The following is an 18996-nucleotide window of genomic DNA, read 5'->3' on the forward strand; positions in this document are numbered from 1 at the left end:
TTAGGAAGTTAACGAGCCGCCGCAGCTGGAGCCCTGGCCGGCGGTGCAGGCATAACAATGATCACGGGTCACGATGGGGTTGCCGGCCAGTGTTGCACTAAGCAGATCGCGCAGGTGCGGCCGATCACGGCCGATCACCTCTGGCAGTTGCAGCGGCAGATCGAGCATCTGGTTGAAATCGCAGTCGTACAGGTAGCCCTGCCAATCGACGCTGACCAGACTGCGGCACATCAAGGGTTCGAGGTTTTCCGGCCGGTAGCTGTCGCGCAACAGCTGCATGTAGCCGTCGAACTGGCCCTTGCTGACCAGGGTGCTGCCAAAGCGCGCAATCGGCTGGTTGGTGATGGTCAGCAGGTGGTTGAAGACGATGCCGAAGTCCTCGACCAGATGGCGTTTGTAATCGGCTTCCAGCGCCGCTTGCGGTGGCGGCAGGCTCGGCCCTTGCGGGTTGTACACCAGGTTGAGGATCAGGCCGCTACCCGGCTGGCCGTAGCCCAGGGCATTGAGCTGTTGCAGGCCTTTGATGCTGGCATCAAACACGCCGTCGCCGCGCTGCTTGTCGACGTTATCGCGTGAGTAACAAGGCAGCGAAGCACTGATTTCTACGCCCTGGTCGGCGAGAAACTGCGCCAGGTCTTCATAGCCCGGTTCACTGAGGATGGTCAGGTTGCAGCGATCGATCACCCGCAGGCCTTCGCGGCGCGCGTGGCTGACGATTTCGCGAAAACGCGGGTGCATCTCCGGCGCACCGCCGGTGAGGTCGAGGGTGTGCACAGGGTGGGCGTCGATCACCTGATGCAGCAGGGCCAGGCTTTCATCGGTCATGGCCTCGGTGCGGGTCGGCCCGGCATTGACATGGCAATGCAGGCAGCGCTGGTTGCAGCGGTAGGTCAGGTTGATCTGCAGTGCTTCCAGCTGGCCACGGCGGATGGCCGGAAACGCCAGTTGGTCGAGCAAGGGAAGCATGGCATGCACGGTGTCTGTTTCCTTGATGCTGATGCGTCGGTTGATTATGTCAGCCGCTAAGTAGCCACTATAGAGAGTGCCCGAGGGCTTTTGTTACGCGTGTAGGCAGAAGAATGTTACGCAATTAGTTATACAAATCTTATACAGATAGGGCAGTATCGGCTGATAATTCTCAGCGAGAGATGTGTCGATGCTACGTCTTAGCTTGTTCTTTGTAGCGGGTTTTCTGGCCGTGCCGTTCTTTCATCAGCCGGTTTTGGGCGTGCTGCATGCCTTGGCTGTGGTGCCGTTTGCGCCGTTCAACTTGACTCCAACGGCGCCGCTGGGAGTGCCGTCATTGCTTTCGGCATCCTTCTGGGGCGGTGTCTGGGCGGTGGTGATGCTGCTGGTGTTGCGCTGGGATGCACACAAGCCACAACCCTGGATCAAGGCTCTGCTGTTTGGTGGTATCGCCCTGACTACTGTTGCCCTGCTGGTGGTGTTTCCGCTCAAGGGTATGGGGGTTGATCCGGCGCAGTTGCCGGGCCGCTTTTTGATTGGCTTTCTGCTCAACGCCACCTGGGGCGTGGGCACCCTGATTCTGGCCCGGACCCTGCTTCCGCGCTAAAGGAGATCACCATGCTTGTGCGCCTCACCTACGCCAGCCGTGCCAGTCACGGCGTTACTTCCGAGCTGATCCGCGAGATTCTCGACAGTTCACAGCGCAACAATCCAGGCAAAGGACTGACCGGCATCCTCTGTTGCAACGCGGATATCTTCCTGCAGGCGCTGGAAGGCCCGCGTGCAGAGGTGAACGCCCTGTACAACCGATTGGCAGATGACAGCCGGCACAAGGACCTGACCATCCTCGATTACGCGGAAATCAGCATGCGCCGTTACGGCAACTGGAGCATGGGCTGGGCTGGTGCGAAGCAGGCCAACCGCGAGTTGTTTCTGAAATATTCCTCCAGCGACCGTTTTGACCCCTTCAACATGAGTGCCGAGCAAATTACCGGGCTGCTACTGGAGCTGAGTGAGACCGTCAGCGCAATCAAATCGCCAGTTCTCAGCTAGAATTCCCGAGCGTCAACTCGCTCTAGCCGGCGAGCTGTGTTCACCCTGAGCCTTGGCGCACCTCGCAGTTTATTGAGGCGCCAGGATGCTCCGTTTGCTCAACCTTCCTTTGCTGGCTGCATTGCTCTGCTTTGCACTGGGCAGCGCTTCGGCGTTTGCTGAGCTGCCATTGTTGGTGCTGAGCAACGAACAGCTCACGCGGCCGGTAGAAGTGCCCGCCAGTTTGGTGCTGGAAGACCCCAGTGGCAATTTGACCGCGGCCGAAGTGCAGCAGCGAATTGACCGCGAAGGCACGCGAATGGATGGCGTGCCGCGCCTGGGTTACTCCGCCAGCGCCTGGTGGCTGGCGTTTCGCCTTGATGCACCGGTGGCCGAACGCCTCGACCTGATGATCGACCGGCCTTTTCTCGACGACATCGAAGTCTGGCTATACGACCGTGAGCGGTTGATCGCGCCCTTCTACAGCGGTGACCACCGCGATTTTCTTTTGCGTGGTGCGCCCTCTCCACATTTTCTGCTCAACCTGCCGCGCCTTGGCGAAGGTCCGCATACCTTGTTACTGCGGGTGCAAAGCGGTTCGTCGGTGAGTGTGCCGATGCAGCTGGTGGCGGCCGAACAAAGCCCGCTATTGCTGGCCGAACACTGGATGCGCAGCGGCTTGTTGTTGGGTGCGCTGCTCAGCTTGACCCTGTTCTTCCTGGTGAAATACAGCGCGTTGCGCGAAACGCAGCTGGTGTGGTTTTGCCTGACGGTGGCCAGTGTGGCGCTGTACAACGCCAGCATGCACGGTGTCATCAGCCTGCTGGCGCCGCAGTGGGTGTGGTTGTCGGCTCAGATGGCCAATTTGGCCAACCCTGGCATGTTGATCTTCAGCAGCCTGTTTCTTGCCAGCTCGCTGAAACTGGAGCTGGGCCGTGTGCGCCATCTACGCAACGTGCTGTTTGCCGTGACCCTGCTGGTGTGCGGTTGGACTATGGTCAGTTATGGCCACTTCCGCTCCTACCAGGCATTGAATGTGCTGATCCTGTTTAACGGCATGTTCCAGCTGCTCTTGTTGATTCTCGGCGTGCGTCAGCGGCGGCCTTATGCCATCGGTTACCTGTTGTGCTGGAGTTCGGCCCTGTTGCTGATGCTCTTGGTACCCCTGGGCCGCACGGGAGTGATTCCCTTGCCGCCGGGGTTTAATTACATGCATGCCTACCTGCCGGTGCTGAGCATGCTGCTGTTTGGCGCCATCCTCGATAAGCAACTGGAACATATCCGCCGTGCCTTGTTGCAGAGCAAGGCCCAGGCGCTGGGGAATCTGGAGCAGTACCAGGCGTTGTTCAGCAGCAGTGGCGAAGGCATTTTCCGTTGCACCCGCAGCGGCGCCCTGATTGAAGCCAACCCCAGTTTTACCGCGCTATTGGGGCTGACCCAGGACAGCCGTGAGCTGTCGATGCAGCAGCTGTTGGGCACCGAACAGTGGGCCGAGCACGTGGCGCAACTGCACAACGAGCAACCGGCCACCAGCCAGGAATGTCAGATTCATGGTCTCGATGGGCAGAGCCATTGGGTGTACCTGTCGCTGCACCTGCGCCCGACCCAGGACTGCATCGAAGGCATCGTGGTCGACCTCAGTGAGCGCCGCGCGCTGGAAGAGCGCCTGCAGTACCTGGCGGCACATGACTCGCTGACCGGCCTGCTCAACCGCCGCGAGTTAGAGCGTCTGCTGCGTGAAAGCCTCAAGGGCCAGAGCGCACCGCGTTACAGCCATTTGCTGTGCCTGGACCTGGATCAGTTCAAGCAGGTCAATGACCTCTGCGGGCACTCGGCGGGTGATCAGCTGCTGCGCCAACTGTCCGGCCACTTACGGCACCAACTGCCGCGGCATGCCGAACTGGCGCGCATTGGTGGCGATGAATTCGCCGTGCTGCTGCGTGAAATCAATAACGACGCCGCTCTGGAACATGCCGAAAATCTGCGCCACTGCGTTGAGCAATTCGTCTTCAGCTGGCAAGGCCGACCATTCCGTGTGCAGGCCAGCATCGGCCTGCTGGAGCTGGACAGCGGCGTAAGCGACTGGGAAACCGCATTGAACTGGGCCGACAGCGCCAGCCAGTTGGCCAAACACCTCGGCCGCAACCGCGTGCAGCAGTTCAACCCGGCCGATGGCGTGCTGCTGGAGCATCAGCGCCAGCTGCAATGGATCACCCGCCTGCGTGAGGCCATCGAACTGGGCCATTTCGAGCTGTTCTATCAGCCGGTAATGGCGCTGCAGAACGCCAGCGATGGCCTGCGCTATGAAGTGCTGCTGCGCTACCACGACCCGCACAGTGGTGAGTGGATCAGCCCGGGGCAGTTTCTCGGTGCCGCCGAGCGCTACGGCTTTCTCGGTGCCATCGACCGCTGGGTGGTGATGCGCCTGCTGCAATGGCTGGCGGACAACCCACGGCATGTCCAGCAATTGGCTCAGGTGAATTTCAACCTGACTGCCAGCTCGCTGCTCAACGCGCACTTCCACGAGATGCTCCACAGCGAGCTTCTGCGGCACAACTTGCCGGCGCACAAGCTGTGCATCGAAGTGACCGAGATGGTCGCGCTGGGCGAGCTGGGGGTGTCTGCGCAGTGGATCAAGCAGTTGCGCAGCCTGGGCCTGAAAGTGGCGCTGGATGACTTTGGCAGCGGCTTTGCCTCCTACGCTTACCTGCGCCATCTGCCGCTGGATATCGTCAAGATCGACGGCAGTTTTATCCGCGGTATCGAGAGTGACCCGATCAACCAGGCCATGGTCGGCTCGATGCAGCAGATCGCCAGCCAGCTGGGTCTGAGTACCGTGGCTGAATTCGTCGAAAGCCCGGAGACGCTTGAGTGTGTGCGCAAACTGGGCCTCGACTATGCCCAGGGCTATTGCATCGGCCATCCGCAACCACTGACTCAGCTAAGCGATGCGGCCGATGCAGAAGTGCAGATGCAGCTCGCCCTCGACCGTCGTTGATCCTGCTCAACCTTTATCTGAGGTTGCCGAAATAAGCTTATCGCCGGTAGTTCCGGCTGCTGTCTCCTGCCGTCTTTTTGGAGTTGCGTGCATCATGTTTGACCGTAAATGGCGTTTGCGTTGTGAGAGTCTGGAGCAGGAAGTCAGTCGTCTAAGTCAGGAAAAATCCGCCATGCAGCGCGAGTTGGACGAGCTGCGCAGCTTGCATCAACAGAGCCAGCAGGAGCGCAACGAGCTCAATGGTGTAACCCGTTATCAGCATGAGCTGCATGGCAAACTGAGCCGCTTTGAAGATTCCCTCTCGCAGACCCGTGATGGCGTGGTGGCCCAGGCCGAACAGCTGAACCAGGAAGTCGCCAAGCTCGAACAGCACAGCGGCATCTTCCAGCAAACCTCAGTGCTGCTGGCAGGCTTCTCGGACTCCCTGAGCAGCATGGCGGTGCAGGGTGTGAGCAGCGTGCAAAGTGTCGATCTGCTGCAGCAGCGGGTCAGCGAGATCAGCCGGATTGTTGAGCTGATCAAGGCGATTTCCGACCAGACCAACCTGCTCGCGTTGAACGCCGCCATCGAAGCAGCCCGCGCCGGTGAACAGGGCCGTGGCTTTGCCGTAGTAGCCGATGAGGTTCGCGCGCTGGCGCAGCGCACCAGTCAGGCTACCCAGGAAATCAGCACCCTGGTCGGCAGCATCAATCAGGAAACCGACAGTGCCAGCCGTTCCATCGGCAGCCTGTCCAGTGAGGCTACGCGCTTATCCGGGGATGTTTCGCACTCGGCGCAGACCCTGGATGAAATGGTCGTGCTGGGCGAACACATGAGCCAGCTGATCGAAAGCATCGCCCTGGGCTCGTTCTGCGAGGCGGTCAAACTCGATCATCTGCTGTTCAAACTCACGGTCTACCAGCGCCTGTTCCTGCATGACGGCAACACCCAGCTGAGCAGCCACACCAGCTGTCGCCTGGGTCAGTGGTACCAGAGCAGCGACACCAACGTGCGCTACGGCAAGCAGCGCAGCTTCCAGCAGCTGGAGCAGCCACATCGGGTGGTCCATGACAGCGCGCATGAGGCCCTGCACGCCGCCCAGGCGAAGGAGTGGAGCAAGGTGCTGCGCGCCGTCAGCGATATGGAGAAGGCCAGCATGGAGGTCAATTCGCTGATTTCGGAGTTGGCGGGTAGCTGATTCGCTGCTATGCAGCGTTACCTGCACGCTACACCGAAGGCATGCGTTCCAGCAGGCTGAGGTCCAAGCGCAGCATGCGCACACAGCGTTCATCGCGTAGCTCTTTGGGCGACTGGTTACTGCGCAGGCGCAGCACCTGGCAGACCAGATTGAGCACCAGCGCCTCGCGACTAAACACTCCGCTGCCGAGGTTGTAGAACGCCGCGATCAGCTCACGCAGGCCGAACGGCAGGCGCCAACGGATGCGCAGCGCCGAACCGAAGCCGGCGGCGCGTTGCTGGAAGCTCTGGTGAATATCCTCATCGCGCAATACGCCGCCAGCGTCCTGCCAATCCTGCAGGCTGCGCAGTAGAGCCAGTTCGCCGATGTTGTGCAGTAGGCCGGCGGTAAAGCACAGCTCGGCATCCAGTTGCAGCTCATCTGCCAGCCAGCGCGCCAGTTCGGCGCTGCGCTGTGCGCTGTCCCAGGCGCTGCTGGCCAGCTCGGCGAGGCGCGGATCACTGAGCAGTGCATTGCGTTGCACGGCCATGCCCAGTACCAGATTCAGCGTACGCGCCAGGCCCAGGCGCGGCAGTGCCTGGCTGAGGGTCTGGCAGGGTGCGCCCTGGTGCTGGGCGGCGCTATTGGCGGCGGCGATCAGTCGCGCGGTGATCTGCGGATCACGGGCAAACACCTCTTCCAGCTCACGCAGATCGCTGTCGTCACCGTTGAGGCACTGGCTCACCGAGTCGCGTACCGAAGCCAGCAACGGCGCGCCCTGACCTTCTTCGCGCACCGCATTGAGGTAATCATCCAGGCTGTCGACCAGCAAGGGTGCCGCTATCGCTGTTTCGCTGGCGGCGGCGCTGCCAAGAATGCCGAGCAGGCGCTGACGCAGTTGTTCGGCATTGAAGGGTTTGGCCAGGTAGGCGGTGGGTGCCAGCGGCCGCGCGGCGCGCACGCTGTTGGCGTCCAGGCGGCCGCTGATCAGGATAAACGGCAGGGCCGGCGTGCGCGGGTGGCGGCGCAGCTGGCGCAGCAGTTCCAGACCATCCACGGCGGGCAGGTCGCCATCGGCGATCACCAGGCTGGGCAGGCGGCGCTTGCATTTGGCCAATGCGGCTTCGCCGTCGGTGACCTGCAGAATGCGCGCATCCGGCCGCACATCGCGTACCAGTTGCACGAGCAGGTCAGCAGTCCAGGGGTCTGCTTCGGCGATCAGAATCTCCGGAGCCTTGGCCGGGGCAGTCATGGAAACCTCAGGAAAAAGCGTAATGGCAAAATAATGGCGTCATCGTGATGGCGGCGCGCAGTCTACCCAGCAACCCGTGAATAACCAGCGCAGGCCGACGAACTGTTGATCACTTCGTCAGGTTTTGCATCATAGCTGAATGAGCCGTGCTAGAGCGGCTTGTTTGTCCTACAAAGAGCCTTTGCAAGGGGCTTTGGGCAAGATGGCGTGCAATAAAAAAACCCGCCGAAGCGGGTTTTTTTATTGCAGCGGTCTATCAGGCCAGTTCGTCGAAGCACTCGGCGACGATGGCGAGGCCTTTTTCCAGTTGCGCGTCAGGGATGGTGACGGGCATCAGGAAGCGGATCACGTTGTAGTAGGTGCCGCACGACAGCAGGATCAGGCCTTTCTCGCGGGCGCGGGCGACGATCTTGCCGACCAGGGCAGCTGCCGGCGTGCGCTTCTCGTCGGTCTCGAACAGTTCGATGGCAATCATCGAGCCCAGGCCGCGTACGTCGCCAATCACCTTGTGCTTGGCCTGGATCGCGCGCAGCCCAGCCTTGACCTTCTCGCCCAGTGCCTGCGAGCGCTCCAGCAGTTTTTCTTCGTCGAACACCTTGAGTACGGCCAGGGCTGCTGCGCAGGCAATCGGACTACCGGCATAGGTGCCGCCCAGGCCGCCAGGTGCGATCACGTCCATGATCTCGGCTTTGCCGCACACGCCGGAGATCGGGAAGCCGCCGCCAACGGATTTGGCGAAAGTGGTCAGGTCCGGCACCACACCCAGTTGTTCGGTGGCGAAGAAGGTACCGGTACGGCCTGCGCCGGTTTGCACTTCGTCAGCGATCAGCAGGATGCCGTGCTCGTCGCACAGGGCACGCAGGCGCTGCATAAAGGCCGGGGAGTTGGTGTAGAAACCGCCTTCACCCTGCACCGGCTCGATGATGATCGCGGCGATGTCTTGCGGCTGCGCATCGTTCTTGAAAATGCGCTCGATGCTGGCGATGGACTCGTCCTCGCTCACGCCATGCAGTTCGCACGGCGACTGGGCGCGGTACACACCGGCCGGCATCAGGCCCATGCCGGCGGAGTACGGTACAACCTTGCCGGTCAGGCTCAGGGTCATCATGGTGCGGCCGTGATAGGCCCCGGTGAAGGCGATCACGCCGGCACGGCCAGTGGCGGCGCGGGCAATCTTCACGGCGTTCTCGACGGCTTCGGAGCCGGAGGTAACCAGCAGGGTCTTTTTGGCAAAGTTGCCCGGTACGCGCTTGGCGATTTCTTCGCACAGCTCGACGTAGGGCTCATAGGCCAGCACCTGGAAACAGGTGTGCGACAGCTTGGTCAGCTGCTCTTGCACCGCCGCAACCACTTTCGGGTGCAGGTGGCCGGTGTTCAGCACGGCGATGCCGCCGGCGAAGTCGATGTACTCGCGGCCTTCGACGTCCCACACGCTGGCGTTTTCCGCGCGTTCGGCAAAAATCGGGTGGATCTGGCCCACGCCGCGCGGAACGGCAGCGGTGCGGCGTTGCATCAGGGATTCGTTGGTCTTGCTCATGATGTCCTCATTCGCCGGTCAATCTCGGCGTGGTTCAAGGATGTGTCACCGGTGCGGCTTGGCAGTATTCGATGATCGACTGCCACAGTACGCCCGGGCACAGCTATGTCCATATAAACGCAGGAGGCGCAGCGCTCTCGTGCGCCTCTGCGGGGTTACTTCGCCGGGTTAGATGCCCAGGCAGAGGTATTTGATTTCCAGGTAGTCCTCAATGCCGTACTTCGAGCCTTCACGGCCGAGGCCCGAGGCTTTCACGCCGCCGAACGGCGCGACTTCATTGGAGATCAACCCGGTGTTGACGCCGACCATACCGTATTCCAAGGCTTCCGCCACACGGAACACGCGACCCAGGTCACGGGCATAGAAATACGAGGCCAGGCCGAACTCGGTGTCGTTGGACATGGCGATCACTTCGGCCTCGTCCTTGAAGCGGAACAGCGGCGCCAACGGGCCGAAGGTTTCTTCCTTGGCCACCGCAGCAGTTTTCGGCACGTCGACCAGAATGGTCGGCTCGAAGAAGCTGCCACCCAGGGCGTGCGGCTTGCCGCCGGCGAGCAGGCGCGCGCCTTTGCTGACGGCGTCCTCGATGTGTTCCTGAACCTTGGCCATGGCCTTGTCGTCGATCAGCGGACCAGTGGTGGTGTCTTCATCCAGGCCATTACCGATCTGCAGTTTGGCCACGGCGGCGGCCAGCTTCTCGGCGAAGGCGTCGTACACGCCGTCCTGAATGTACAGGCGGTTGGCGCACACGCAGGTCTGGCCGTTGTTGCGGTATTTGGAGATCAGCGCGCCTTCGACGGCCTTGTCCAGGTCGGCATCGTCGAACACGATAAACGGCGCGTTGCCGCCCAGTTCCAGCGAGACCTTCTTGATGTCCTTGGCGCATTCGGCCATCAGCTGGCGACCGATTTCGGTCGAGCCGGTGAAGCTCAGCTTGCGCACGATCGGGTTGCTGGTCAGCTCGCCGCCGACTTCGCCGGCACTGCCGGTGACCACGCTCAATACGCCTTTCGGGATGCCGGCGCGGTGCGCCAGTTCGACCAGGGCCAGGGCGGAGAACGGCGTTTGCGAAGCCGGCTTGATCACCATGGTGCAACCGGCGGCCAGGGCTGGGCCGGCTTTACGGGTGATCATCGCCGCCGGGAAGTTCCACGGGGTAATGGCGGCAGTGACGCCGATTGGCTGTTTAATGACGATCAGGCGCTTGTCCGGCTGGTGGCCTGGGATCACATCGCCATACACGCGTTTGGCTTCTTCGGCGAACCACTCGATAAAGGACGCTGCATAGGCGATCTCGCCCTTGGCTTCGGCCAGCGGCTTGCCCTGTTCCAGGGTCATCAGGCGGCCGAGGTCGTCCTGGTTCTCCATCAGCAGTTCGAACCAGCGGCGCAGCTTGCCCGCACGCTCCTTGGCAGTCAGCGCGCGCCAGGCCGGCAAGGCACGGTCGGCGGCTTCGATGGCACGACGGGTTTCCGCAGCGCCCATCTTCGGCACGCTGCCAATGATCTCGCCGGTGGCCGGGTTGTTGACCTTGATGGTCTGGCCGTTGTCGGCGTCCAGCCAGGTACCGTCGATATAAGCCTGCTGACGGAACAGCTGGGTGTCTTTCAGTTGCATGGCAGTCTCCTAAATTCCGACACCCTGGCATCGGTACGTGTCATCGAATGCACCGCACGGCGGCACACCTGGGCTTTATCCGTTGGCTCAGGCTGCAAATCAGCGGGGAAGTACGAGCCGCATAGGATTTTCAGCAAGAGCGTTTGAAATCTCAAACGAATCCTAGGGTCAAGAGGGGTAAAGGGCAAGAGCCTGTTCGAAAAAATTAACGCAATAATGCGTTTATTCAAGGCCTTTATAGACATAGACAGCTGCAGGGATGATTGCGTGCAGAATCGCGAACAAGGCAGCGGCATGGACGCCCGCCAGCGACATGCGTATGATTGCGCCCGCGCTGCACCAGTAGCTCAGCTGGATAGAGTACTGCCCTCCGAAGGCAGGGGTCGTGGGTTCGAATCCCGCCTGGTGCGCCATATAAAGCAAGGGCTTAGGTGAAAACCTAGGCCCTTTTTTTGCCTGAATGATTATGCGCGCTGCCGTCTTTTTAGCCCTGCCAGTGATCCGATGTTGAAAAATCGGTTCATTGTTTGGCCATATCGACCCGTCGGCTCAATCGCTGCACGCCATTGCCTGATGTGGCGCGCGTTCTATCGATGTGCTGAATCCAGGCAACGCAGGCGTTCAGTGCTTCAAGGGCTGAGCCCGTTTGCAGATGCTTGTTGCCAGGACCGTCCTGGGCCTGCCACTCAGTACGCGTTGGCCAATGCTTTGTTTATGTCGTCCGCCAGATCGGCCGCCACTTCATCAATGTTGCGGTTCAGTGCGCGACGTTCCAGCAGGAATTTTGCCGCTGCCAGCTGAGGGTTGCGTGTAACCAGCGCACCCGGCAGGCGTTTGGAGCGGTCCTGGGCTGTCAGTTGCTGCTGTTCTTCGGCGGCAAGGTCACTGATCCAGACGTGCGCTTCAACATTACTGGCGCCGGCGCCGAAGCCAACAACCGTGCGCACCAGGCGCCGACCGGCTTCGCTGGACACCTGCCCTTGCACTAACCAGCCGCTGGTCGGCAATGCCGCCTGCTGACTGACGGGCTTGACCTGAATCTGGCGAGCCTGCAGCGCCCGAAGAAGGGCGTCATCCAACTGCGCCGCACGCTCACGCTGTTGGCTGTCTGCCGGGTTGTCCACCGCGAAAGCCGTCAGGTAGATGACGTTGGTGGGTTCAGTGGCGGCCGCGATCATCGGCAGCAAGAGGGCAAACATAGCGAGCAGAATCGGGCGCATAGAAACCATTGGCAGAGTGTGGAAGCTGCGACGCTAGAACATGCACGAAGAACTGTCGAGCCGCAGGCAGCGAGTTGCCCAGTGGCTGTGATGAGCGACGCCCGGCGATACCGTGGCGACCCTCAGAGTGTGTTTGGAATCACCAAGCCTTTGCGTCGGTATGCCTCTATATCAATGCCAAAGGCGCCGCTGCTATGCACCTCATGGATGCGGTAGGGTTTGCCGCTTGGGTCCTTGGCAGTTTTGCCCAGGTCGATGATGCTTTCCTTGCAGGGTTGCTTCTGCCCGTCGAGCACGCGCAGTACCCTGGGTTTGAGTTTGTTGCCAGGCGGGCAGCCGATGATGATGCCGACTTCGCCATTGGTCAGCTCGACGATTTCCCCTGGCGGGTAGATGCCGACCATACGGATAAAGCAGCCCACAATCTCTTCGTCGAAATGGCTGTTGACCGCTTCCAGCAGGATGCGCAATGACTCCAGGCTGGATTTGCCCTTGCTGTATACGCGGTCGCTGTTGATCGCGTCATAGCTGTCGGCCACCGCGATGATCTTGGCGAAATAAGGGATCTTGCTGGCATCCAGACCGCGTGGGTAACCCTGGCCATCCAGGCGCTCATGGTGCGAGTAGGCGACGTCGACGGTGGCGGCAGTGACCTGCTGGTTACTCATCAGCAGTTTGCGGCCCTCGGCGGCGTGGCTCTGCATGATGCATAGCTCTTCGGCGGTCAGCGCGCCGGGTTTGTTGAGGATTTCGTTGGGCACCTTGATCTTGCCGACATCATGGAGCATGCCGCATATGCCGATTTGCTCAAGCTGATAGACCGGCAGACCCAGTTCCTTGGCCAGGGCAATTGAAAGGATGGACACACGCAGCGAGTGCTCGGCGGTGTATTCGTCGCTGTTCTTGATGCGCGCCAGCCAGAGCATCGCCGCCGGGTTGCGCAGGATGCTTTCAACACAGTCTTTGATGACGGCTTTGACCGCTTCAACATCCAGCTCCTGGCCGAGCTTGACCGCTTGCAGAATTCGCAACGACTCGTCGCGTGCAGCGCTCCAGGTGGGAGCGGCCTGGAGCATTTCCAAGTTGAAATCGACCTTGGCGATGGCCGGTTGCAGGGCTTCGGGCTGGGCGATATTGGCCGTGACCTGATCGTGTACCGTTACAGATTGCCGAGCATCCACCCAGACGTAGCTGCAGACTTCCTGCAGCAGGCGTATGTCCAGCTGCTGGCGGATGCGAAAGCCTTGAAAGAGGAAGGTGGTGTCTGTCCAGGGCCGATCCAGCTCCACCACGTACATGCCGATGGTCAGTTGCGCAGCGTCAACTTTGATACGGTCTGGTTTGGCTTCGTCGGCCATGGGGCTTTCCAAAGGAAGTCGCTAAATACTGGCCATTAGCTACCCGTGGTGTGTGGGCAGCAAATTGCATTTACCTATTGATGGCGTTGGGTTGCAGCATCAGCGTGCTGAACGTGTGCCACTCCCTCAAGGTTAGCCACCAATCGGCTGTTGTGGAGCACACCGTCGGCTGCTGGGCGATTAATGGGACAGGCCCAGGCGCTTGGCCAGGCGGATCAGGTTGGCGCGGTCGATGCCCAGCTCGCGGGCGGCGGGGGCCCATTTGTGTTGGTGGCGCTCCAGCGCCTGGCTGATCAGCTGTTTCTGGTAGGCGTCGAGGGCTTCGCGCAGTAGCAGTTGGCTGTGTGGCTCTGCTGTGCGTTGAGTCGCAGGTGCTGCTGTTGGCTGGCTGCTCGGCAAATCCAGATGGGTGCTGTCAATGCTGAGGATGCGTGGGCGCTCGCTGCAGCCGGCCAGTGCCTTGAGCGCGGCGCGGCCGATCAGGTGTTCGAGTTCGCGCACGTTGCCCGGCCAGCTGTACGCCAGCAGGCTGGCCTGGGCGTCGGTCGTCAGGCGCAGGCTGCGCAGCCCCAGCCGGGCGCGGTTTTCTTCGAGGAAGTAGCCGGCCAGCAGCAACACATCGCGACCGCGTTCGCGCAGCGCCGGGACTTTCAGCGGGTAGACGCTGAGGCGGTGGTAGAGGTCGGCGCGAAAACGCCCGGCGCGCACCTCCTCGGCCAGGTCGCGGTTGCTGGCGGCCAGCACGCGTACGTTGACCCGCTGCTCCTGGTCGGCACCGACCCGTTGCAGCTGGCCGCTCTGCAGTACGCGCAACAGCTTGGCTTGCGCGGCCAGCGGCAGCTCGCCGATTTCATCGAGAAACAGGCTGCCGCCATCGGCCAGTTCGAACTTGCCGCGCCGTTCGTTGTGCGCGCCGGTAAAGGCCCCGCGTACATGGCCGAACAGTTCGCTTTCCACCAGGTTATCGGGCAGCGCCGCGCAGTTGAGGCTGATCAGCGGCTTGGCTGCGCGCTGGGATGCGGCATGCAGGGCTTCGGCAACCAGCTCTTTACCGACCCCAGTTTCACCGCTGATCAGCACGCTCAGTTCACTGTTGCCGACCAGCGCAATCTCCGCTGCCAGGCGCTTGTGCACAGCGCTCTGGCCGATCAGTTCGCGCGGGCGTTGCTGGACGGCGGCCTGCTTGTAAGCCTCGGCCAACTGGTGCTGATCCTCGGCGCGTTGCAGCAGTGCGTTGATCCGCTCGCTGGCCATCACGGTAGCAGCGGCCAGGCTGGCGAAAGCCTGCAGGTTGTCCAGATCGACGCGGCCGAAGCTCGCCGGATCGAGCGAGTCGAGGGTCAGCAGCCCCCAGGGCTGGTCCTGCACATACAACGGGCAGCCGAGGCAGTCATGCACGGGCAGGTGGCCGCGATGGCCGTCGACCAGGCCGTCATAGGGGTCGGGCATCTCGCAATCGGTGGCAAAGCGGGTCGGCCCGCGTTGCGCCAGCAGCGCCTGCAGGCGCGGGTGTTCGTCGAGCTTGAAACGCCGGCCGAGGGTGTCGGCGCTCAGCCCTTCAACGGCCAGCGGAATCAGCACATCGCCGTCGAGCTTGAGCAGCGCCACGGCGTCGCACGGCAGCAGCTGCCGCAGCGCCTGTAGCAGGCGGCGATAGCGCTCGGCTTCCGGCAGTTCGCGGGACAGATCGGCGACCAGGGGAATCAGGGCGGTAAGCAGTGGATTTGCTGTCATAAGGACACACTAGTTGTCATTAAGACTCGGAATGCTTGCTGTCATAAAGACACAAGTATTTATAAGTCTATGATTTATATATTAAAAATAATTGGCACGCTTCCTGTAGTAGTCAGGGTGATATGAACCGAAGCGCTGCGCAAGTGCAGCGTGTCGCCCTGACGAGGAAGCCCTATGTTGACCCCTGGCCAAAACGCCCTGATCAAAGCCACCGTACCGCTGCTGGAAAGCGGCGGTGAAGCCCTGACCCGGCACTTCTACCAGATGATGCTGAGCGAATACCCCGAGGTGCGCGCGCTGTTCAATCAGGCGCACCAGGCCAGCGGCGGCCAACAGCGGGCCCTGGCCAATGCGGTGCTGATGTACGCCCGGCATATCGACCGGTTGGAGGCGCTGGGGCCGTTGGTTGGGCAGATCGTCAACAAGCATGTGTCGCTGCAGATCCTGCCCGAGCATTACCCGATTGTCGGCAGCTGCCTGTTGCGGGCGATTCGTGAAGTGCTTGGTGAAGAGATCGCCACCGATGCGGTGATCGAGGCCTGGGCCGTGGCTTATGGGCAACTGGCGGACATCCTCATCGGTGCCGAAGAGGCCGCGTATAGCGCCAACGCCACTGCCGAGGGTGGCTGGCGCGGGGCGCGCAGTTTCCGCCTGAGCCGCAAGGTGCAGGAAAGCGAGGAGATTGTCTCGCTGTACCTGGTGCCGGCCGACGGTGGCGCGCTGGCGGCATTCCAGCCCGGCCAGTACATCGGCCTGCGCCTGCTGCTGGACGGTGGCGAGCAGCGCCGCAACTACTCGCTGTCGGCCTTGAGCAATGGCCGCGAGTACCGCATCAGCGTCAAGCGCGAGGTGGGCGGCAAGGTCTCCAATTACCTGCATGACCAGCTGCAGGTCGGCGACAGCCTGGAGCTGTTCGCGCCAGCAGGGAATTTCGTTCTGCGTGAGTCGGCCAAGCCGCTGGTGTTGATCACTGCGGGTGTCGGTATCACTCCGGCGCTGAGCATGCTGGAAGCGGCGCGCGACACGGGCCGCGATATCCACTTTATCCACTGCGCGCGTCACGCCGGGGTGCATGCCTTCCGCGACTGGGTTGAGGCGCAGCGCGCCGAGCGTCCGCAGCTGCGTCATTACGTGTGCTATAGCGAGCCGCGCGCAGGCGATGTGGGCGATGCCGAAGGCCTGCTCAGCCTGGAACAGCTGGAGCAATGGCTGCCTGAGCAACGCGATCTGGATGCCTACTTCCTCGGCCCCAAGCCGTTTATGGCGCAGGTCAAACGCCATCTGCACAGCCTCGGTGTGCCGGCGGCGCAGAGCCATTACGAGTTCTTTGGCCCGGCCAGCGCGCTGGATAGCTAAAACAGAGGCTTAACAGCCTGGGAGGTGATTATGTTGGCTTATCTATCCTGCCCTTTGCGGGTGCTGCAACTGGCGAACCGCATGCTGCTGGTCGGCGTGCTGCTGTTGCTCAGCGGCTTACTGGGTGCCTATGGCCTTGAGGCGCAGTTGAGCATGGGCGGCCTGGTCACGGCGCACTCGCTGACGATCATCGGCCCAGGCCTGCTCAAGCTCGGTTATGTGCTGCGCCTGGCCGCGCAGCAGCATCTGCGCAAGCAACAGGAGCCTTGCTGTGCAATTGCGTGATCGGCAGCAGGAACTGGCCATTGCGCCACTGTGGCGGCTGGGCTTTCGCCCGTTTTTTCTCGGCGGCGCGCTGTTTGCCATGTTGGCGATTGGCCTGTGGGCGGCGGTGCTGCTGGGCTATCTGCCGGGTTGGCAGCCGGTGGGCGGGAGTTTGGCCTGGCACCGGCATGAGCTGCCGTTCGGCTTTGCCGTGGCGATCATTGCCGGCTTTCTGCTCACCGCCGTGCAGAACTGGACGGGGCTGCCAGGCCTGAGCGGTTGGCCGCTGGCGGCGCTGTTCGGCTTGTGGTTACTGGCGCGACTGGCCTGGCTGTTCGGTGCGCCGTTGCCACTCTTGCTGGTGCTGCAGCTGCCCTTTCTACCGCTGCTGGCGTTGTTGCTTGGGCGGCAGCTGTGGGTGGTGCGCCAGCGGCGCAATTACCCGCTGGTAGTCGTGCTGTTGCTGATGGCCGGTTGCGAGTGGTTACTGCTGTATGGTCTGGCGTTGGGTGATGACGCTCTACAGCGGCGCGGTGCATTGGCCGGTTTATGGCTGATCGCGGCGCTGGTGAGCATTATCGGCGGGCGGGTGATTCCGTTCTTTACCCAACGCGGCCTCAACCAGCTTGCGCCTGCTAGCCCAAGACCACGGCTGGATCTGCTGGTACTGGTGCTGTCGCTAAGCCTGGCGCTGCTGTTTGCCAGTGGCCTGGCCTTGCAGCCATCGCTATGGATGTTGCCGCTGTTGCTGGCCCTGGCTGCGCTGCACGGCTTGCGTCTGTGGCACTGGTACAACGGCGGAATCTGGCGCGTACCGCTGCTCTGGTCGTTGCACCTGGCCTATGCCTGGTTGCCGCTGGCGTTACTGGCTCTGGCGGCCTGGCATGCCGGCTGGCTGAACAACGCTAGCCTGGCTTATCACGCCCTGGCGCTGGGTACGGTCGGCGGTGCGATTTTGGCGATGTTGGCGCGGGTCAGCCTTGGGCATACCGGTCGGCCGTTGCAGCCGCCGGTCGCGATGGGCTGGGCGTTTGCCAGTCTCCAGCTGGCGGTTTTGGCACGGGTGCTGCTGGTGCCGTTTGCGCCCGCTGCTGGACTGGGGCTTTCCAGCCTGTTGTGGATCGCGGCCTTTGCCCTGTTCGTACGCTACTACGCGGTGATGTTCTGCACTTCGCGCGTGGATGGGCAGCCGGGTTAGCGCGCTCTACAGCACCCCAGCTTCACGCAAGGTGGCTATCTGTTCCGGGCTTAGGCCCAGGTGTCGGGTGAGTACCTGCTCGGTATGTTCGCCGAGCAGGGGTGGTGCGTTGCGGTATTCCACCGGGGTTTCGGACAGGCGTAGCGGGCTGGCGACCTGGGGTGTTGTGCTGCCCAGGCTATTGGGCAGGTCGATACGCAGGCCGCGGGCTTTGACCTGTGGGTCGTTGAAGACCTGAGCCAGGTCGTTGATCGGCCCACACGGTACGCCGGCGGCTTCCAGTAGCGTTACCCATTCGGCGGTGGTTTTGAACACCGTGGCCTGACGCAGCAGCGGTATCAACTCGGCGCGATGGGCGACGCGGGCCTTGTTTGAAGAAAAACGCGGGTCATCGGCCAGCGCCGTCAGGCCGGCAACCTCGCACAGCTTGCGGAATTGTCCGTCGTTACCCACGGCGATAATGAAGTTGCCATCGGCCGAGGGGAAATCCTGATAAGGCACGATATTCGGGTGAGCGTTGCCCAAGCGTTTGGGCGCGACCCCGGTATTCAGGTAGTTCATCGCCTGATTGGCCAGGCAGGCCACCTGCACGTCGAGCAGTGCGACGTCGATATGCTGACCGAGGCCGGATTGTTCACGTTGGTTGAGTGCCGCCAGCACGCCGACCGTGGCGTACAGGCCGGTGAGAATATCGGTGAGGGCGACGCCGACCTTTATGGGGCCGGCGCCCTCCTCGCCGTCGGGCTTGCCGGTCAGGCTCATCAGCCCGCCGAGGCCCTGGATCATAAAGTCATAACCTGCTCGCTTGGCGTAGGGCCCGTTTTGCCCGAAGCCAGTGATGGAGCAGTAGATCAGCCGTGGGTTGATGGCTTTCAGTGAGGCATAATCGAGACCGTAGGCCGCTAGGCCGCCGACCTTGAAGTTCTCCAACAGCACATCGCAGTTCTGCACCAGCTCGCGCACCAGGCGTTGGCCTTCCGGTTGGGTGAAATCCAGCGTCACCGACTGTTTGTTGCGGTTGGCGCTCTGGAAGTAGGCCGCCTCGCGTGAGTCGTTGCCTTCGGCATCTTTCACATAGGGCGGACCCCAATGGCGGGTGTCGTCGCCGCTGCCGGGGCGCTCGACCTTGATCACCTCGGCACCGAGGTCACCGAGAATCTGCCCGGCCCAGGGCCCGGCGAGTACGCGGGACAGGTCGAGTACGCGGATATGCGAGAGTGCGCCGGGCATAGGGATATCTCGAAAGTGGAAACGTAGGATGGGTCGGGCCGTGCAGGTTGAGCGCAGCGATACCCATCGGCCGAGTGA

At 61.9% G+C, this 18996-nt stretch carries 15 protein-coding genes, 1 tRNA gene and 1 pseudogene; 9 read left to right on the forward strand and 8 right to left on the reverse strand.

Going from position 1 to position 18996, the window contains the following annotated elements:
* Window positions 1–966 (reverse strand): arsenosugar biosynthesis radical SAM (seleno)protein ArsS, encoded by a 966-nt coding sequence (gene arsS / locus ALTER154_RS09180; protein ID WP_218585099.1) that lies wholly within the window; start codon window positions 964–966, stop codon window positions 1–3.
* Window positions 967–1156: 190 nt separating this feature from the next.
* Here arsS and ALTER154_RS09185 point away from each other — a divergent pair, with 190 nt between their 5' ends.
* From ALTER154_RS09185 to ALTER154_RS21245, 5 genes and pseudogenes are all read left to right on the forward strand, one after another.
* Complete coding sequence (locus ALTER154_RS09185; protein ID WP_090254313.1) at window positions 1157–1573, forward strand: hypothetical protein; 417 nt, start codon at window positions 1157–1159, stop codon at window positions 1571–1573.
* 11 nt (window positions 1574–1584) lie between these two features.
* A complete protein-coding gene (locus ALTER154_RS09190; protein ID WP_160086440.1) occupies window positions 1585–2019 on the forward strand; it encodes a BLUF domain-containing protein in 435 nt (144 codons plus the stop codon).
* An 85-nt stretch (window positions 2020–2104) separates the two neighbouring features.
* Window positions 2105–4996: an EAL domain-containing protein gene (locus tag ALTER154_RS09195; RefSeq protein WP_160086442.1), complete on the forward strand. Its 2892-nt coding sequence runs from the start codon at window positions 2105–2107 to the stop codon at window positions 4994–4996.
* Window positions 4997–5507: 511 nt separating this feature from the next.
* A pseudogene (locus ALTER154_RS21240) lies at window positions 5508–5780 on the forward strand (methyl-accepting chemotaxis protein); the annotation flags it as partial.
* Window positions 5781–5807: 27 nt separating this feature from the next.
* Window positions 5808–6173, forward strand: coding sequence for a CZB domain-containing protein (locus ALTER154_RS21245; protein ID WP_256665695.1), 366 nt, complete (start codon window positions 5808–5810; stop codon window positions 6171–6173).
* 28 nt (window positions 6174–6201) lie between these two features.
* Here ALTER154_RS21245 and ALTER154_RS09205 read toward each other — a convergent pair whose 3' ends face one another.
* From ALTER154_RS09205 to gabD, 3 genes are all read right to left on the reverse strand, one after another.
* Complete coding sequence (locus tag ALTER154_RS09205) at window positions 6202–7404, reverse strand: HDOD domain-containing protein (protein WP_160086446.1); 1203 nt, start codon at window positions 7402–7404, stop codon at window positions 6202–6204.
* A 256-nt stretch (window positions 7405–7660) separates the two neighbouring features.
* Window positions 7661–8941, reverse strand: coding sequence for a 4-aminobutyrate--2-oxoglutarate transaminase (gene gabT, locus ALTER154_RS09210; RefSeq protein WP_160086448.1), 1281 nt, complete (start codon window positions 8939–8941; stop codon window positions 7661–7663).
* Between the two features lie 168 nt (window positions 8942–9109).
* A complete protein-coding gene (gabD, locus tag ALTER154_RS09215; protein WP_160086450.1) occupies window positions 9110–10558 on the reverse strand; it encodes an NADP-dependent succinate-semialdehyde dehydrogenase in 1449 nt (482 codons plus the stop codon).
* A gap of 336 nt (window positions 10559–10894) precedes the next feature.
* Here gabD and ALTER154_RS09220 point away from each other — a divergent pair.
* Window positions 10895–10971: transfer RNA gene (locus tag ALTER154_RS09220), tRNA-Arg, on the forward strand.
* 273 nt (window positions 10972–11244) lie between these two features.
* Here the strand turns inward: ALTER154_RS09220 and ALTER154_RS09225 are convergent.
* From ALTER154_RS09225 to norR, 3 genes are all read right to left on the reverse strand, one after another.
* A complete protein-coding gene (locus ALTER154_RS09225; RefSeq protein ID WP_160086452.1) occupies window positions 11245–11757 on the reverse strand; it encodes a DUF4410 domain-containing protein in 513 nt (170 codons plus the stop codon).
* A gap of 143 nt (window positions 11758–11900) precedes the next feature.
* Window positions 11901–13136: an HD-GYP domain-containing protein gene (locus ALTER154_RS09230; protein ID WP_160086454.1), complete on the reverse strand. Its 1236-nt coding sequence runs from the start codon at window positions 13134–13136 to the stop codon at window positions 11901–11903.
* Window positions 13137–13316: 180 nt separating this feature from the next.
* A complete protein-coding gene (gene norR / locus ALTER154_RS09235; RefSeq protein ID WP_160086456.1) occupies window positions 13317–14870 on the reverse strand; it encodes a nitric oxide reductase transcriptional regulator NorR in 1554 nt (517 codons plus the stop codon).
* A gap of 174 nt (window positions 14871–15044) precedes the next feature.
* Between norR and hmpA the strand changes: the two genes are divergently transcribed.
* From hmpA to ALTER154_RS09250, 3 genes are read left to right on the forward strand one after another with little or no spacing between them, the layout of a single operon-like run.
* Entirely contained in the window at window positions 15045–16226 is a 1182-nt protein-coding gene (hmpA, locus tag ALTER154_RS09240) for an NO-inducible flavohemoprotein (RefSeq protein ID WP_160086458.1), read from the forward strand.
* Window positions 16227–16256: 30 nt separating this feature from the next.
* Window positions 16257–16511, forward strand: coding sequence for a transmembrane sensor/regulator PpyR (locus tag ALTER154_RS09245; protein WP_160086460.1), 255 nt, complete (start codon window positions 16257–16259; stop codon window positions 16509–16511).
* Window positions 16498–17688 carry an NnrS family protein gene (locus ALTER154_RS09250; RefSeq protein WP_160086462.1) on the forward strand — a complete coding sequence of 397 codons (1191 nt, stop codon included), beginning with the start codon at window positions 16498–16500 and terminating at the stop codon, window positions 17686–17688. Before ALTER154_RS09245 ends, ALTER154_RS09250 begins: the two co-directional genes overlap by 14 nt.
* Window positions 17689–17694: 6 nt before the next feature.
* On the opposite strand, the gene ALTER154_RS09255 is transcribed toward ALTER154_RS09250, so the two are convergent.
* Window positions 17695–18918 (reverse strand): CaiB/BaiF CoA-transferase family protein, encoded by a 1224-nt coding sequence (locus ALTER154_RS09255; protein WP_160086464.1) that lies wholly within the window; start codon window positions 18916–18918, stop codon window positions 17695–17697.
* Between the last annotated feature and the right edge of the window lie 78 nt (window positions 18919–18996).

Origin of the sequence: Pseudomonas sp. 9AZ (assembly GCF_902506525.1) — a bacterium.
In the GTDB taxonomy this organism is placed as follows: domain Bacteria; phylum Pseudomonadota; class Gammaproteobacteria; order Pseudomonadales; family Pseudomonadaceae; genus Aquipseudomonas; species Aquipseudomonas peli.

Coding starts and splice junctions, on each gene's coding strand:
- arsS (WP_218585099.1), bottom strand. CDS start 966: ATGCTTCCCTTGCTCGACCAACTGGCGTTTCCGGCCATCCGCCGTGGC.
- ALTER154_RS09185 (WP_090254313.1), top strand. CDS start 1,157: ATGCTACGTCTTAGCTTGTTCTTTGTAGCGGGTTTTCTGGCCGTGCCG.
- ALTER154_RS09190 (WP_160086440.1), top strand. CDS start 1,585: ATGCTTGTGCGCCTCACCTACGCCAGCCGTGCCAGTCACGGCGTTACT.
- ALTER154_RS09195 (WP_160086442.1), top strand. CDS start 2,105: ATGCTCCGTTTGCTCAACCTTCCTTTGCTGGCTGCATTGCTCTGCTTT.
- ALTER154_RS21245 (WP_256665695.1), top strand. CDS start 5,808: ATGAGCCAGCTGATCGAAAGCATCGCCCTGGGCTCGTTCTGCGAGGCG.
- ALTER154_RS09205 (WP_160086446.1), bottom strand. CDS start 7,404: ATGACTGCCCCGGCCAAGGCTCCGGAGATTCTGATCGCCGAAGCAGAC.
- gabT (WP_160086448.1), bottom strand. CDS start 8,941: ATGAGCAAGACCAACGAATCCCTGATGCAACGCCGCACCGCTGCCGTT.
- gabD (WP_160086450.1), bottom strand. CDS start 10,558: ATGCAACTGAAAGACACCCAGCTGTTCCGTCAGCAGGCTTATATCGAC.
- ALTER154_RS09225 (WP_160086452.1), bottom strand. CDS start 11,757: ATGTTTGCCCTCTTGCTGCCGATGATCGCGGCCGCCACTGAACCCACC.
- ALTER154_RS09230 (WP_160086454.1), bottom strand. CDS start 13,136: ATGGCCGACGAAGCCAAACCAGACCGTATCAAAGTTGACGCTGCGCAA.
- norR (WP_160086456.1), bottom strand. CDS start 14,870: ATGACAGCAAATCCACTGCTTACCGCCCTGATTCCCCTGGTCGCCGAT.
- hmpA (WP_160086458.1), top strand. CDS start 15,045: ATGTTGACCCCTGGCCAAAACGCCCTGATCAAAGCCACCGTACCGCTG.
- ALTER154_RS09245 (WP_160086460.1), top strand. CDS start 16,257: ATGTTGGCTTATCTATCCTGCCCTTTGCGGGTGCTGCAACTGGCGAAC.
- ALTER154_RS09255 (WP_160086464.1), bottom strand. CDS start 18,918: ATGCCCGGCGCACTCTCGCATATCCGCGTACTCGACCTGTCCCGCGTA.